This is a genomic window from bacterium (assembly GCA_040757115.1).
Taxonomy (GTDB): Bacteria; UBA9089; CG2-30-40-21; order CG2-30-40-21; family SBAY01; genus JBFLXS01.
The window spans coordinates 1-1742 of sequence record JBFLYA010000412.1 but is presented as its reverse complement, the minus strand read 5'-3'; the positions used below and the strand labels follow the sequence as shown (position 1 = coordinate 1742).

General features: G+C 33.0%; 2 protein-coding genes. Both read right to left on the bottom strand.

Translation table 11 applies throughout. The annotated features are described in order from the left end of the window. Positions 1–101 precede the first annotated feature (101 nt). Positions 102–1349, bottom strand: a complete 1248-nt coding sequence (locus AB1422_19255; protein MEW6621439.1) for a HEAT repeat domain-containing protein — start codon at positions 1347–1349, stop codon at positions 102–104. A 60-nt stretch (positions 1350–1409) separates the two neighbouring features. Further along, entirely contained in the window at positions 1410–1628 is a 219-nt protein-coding gene (locus AB1422_19250; GenBank protein MEW6621438.1) for an Ig-like domain-containing protein, read from the bottom strand. Positions 1629–1742: the final 114 nt, after the last annotated feature.

Sequence of the window (1742 nt, the reverse complement as noted above, 5' to 3'; positions counted from 1 at the left end):
ATGCCATAATATCCCCTCCTTATAGTTATAATAATATTATAACTATATCTTGACAAAAAGTCAAGCTTTTTTTGCATTTTCTTGATTTTTTTAAAGAATAGTTATATCAAAAGCGGGAATTTAGGATGCTCAGCTATAATTGCTAACCCAAATATACTCCCACTTCGTACTTGTATCTCTTCCTTTGGATTATTCATTATCTCTATAAATAAATTCATCGCTCGCTCATCCTTCAAACCTCGTAATGCTGATACTATTCCAATCCGAATTAATCCATCCTCTTCTGTTTTGTATAATTTAATTAGTAGCTCAACTGCTCTTTTATCTCCTAACTCCCCTATTATTATTACCGCTTCATGCCGCACAGATCTATGTTCACTCCTGTCTTCTAACACTCTTATCACTGGTTCAAATATCCTATTATCTTCCTCTCCTTTTTCTCGTAAAGAATATAGGTAGTTACAAAGTGGTCCACCAATAAAGGCTCTCAACATCCAATTTCTATTCTTATGGCAGAATACCTCTAATAAAGTAGGAATAGCAGGCTTACCAATCTTTTCTATATTATCTATTTCCCCAGCTGTTATCCAACCAGCCGCAAGCCTAGCATCCCTTTCATCATATTCCAAACACAATTTACATTTTCGCTCTATCTTTCTTAGCCATTTTAATACCTCCTTCTTAACCTTCTCCTGCTCTTTAGATGAAATTTCAATAGGTGCAAATCTCTTACCAATCTTCTCATTCAATATACTAACTACTTCATTACGAATTGCTATACTCTCTTTTTTATCATTTATTATTCCTATTAAAAATTCATCTGTTCTATCATCCTTTATCTTATCATCTGCTATTAACGAGATAAAAAACATACGAATTTCTTCATCTCTCTTTTTATCTTTAATTATTTTTATAAAGGTTGGTACACCGGCTTTACCAATACTCACCAACTCCCTTATTAACCTTTTAATCTCTTCTTCATCTGGCACATCCTTCCCTTTAGTATCTTCAATGCTTTTAATACCTTCCAGATTAAAAAAAGGAAACTTCTCTATTCTATTAACAATTTTTAGTATCCTTTCCTCTATCTGTTTTTTCTCTTTTCTTGACAGTTCAGGTGTTACATTTTGACTTAGTTCTTTTGTTTCTATCTTTCCTTGCTTTTTCTGAACACCTGTTGTCTCTTTCAATAGTTTTTCATGAGATACAGTTATATTCTCATCCTCTACCTCCCCACTTCCCACTTCTGACTTCTTACTTCTCTGTCCACACCCAGTCAGCAAAGAGATACCAAGTATCACTATTAAACTAACTTCTAACCATTTCCTTTTTTTCATAACACAAATCATTATACTCCTTCTCATCAATCAAGTCAACAAAAATTTCCTTTTTTCCTTTTTCCTTTCTATTTACACTATCTCTAACGGTTTATCCGGTATAAAAAATGCGGTTCTGAGGTCTTCAGCATAAGTTACCGAGCCAACAATAGCACCATTATTCACCAGGATTGTATCCGTGTCAATCGTTTCCCTATTCATTTCTTCAGAGAAAGTAATTCTAATCTTTTTACCCAGACATATCTTGGTATCACCATCATCAGGGGCAGTGTTGGCTACCTCGTATAATATGTTTAATATAGTTATTAATTAATTTATAATTAATATTTAATAATATTTCTCTCCTCATGGGAGAGTTTATGAAATCTTTGATTGTGAACAAAAAGAAACTTGACTTTTATGACC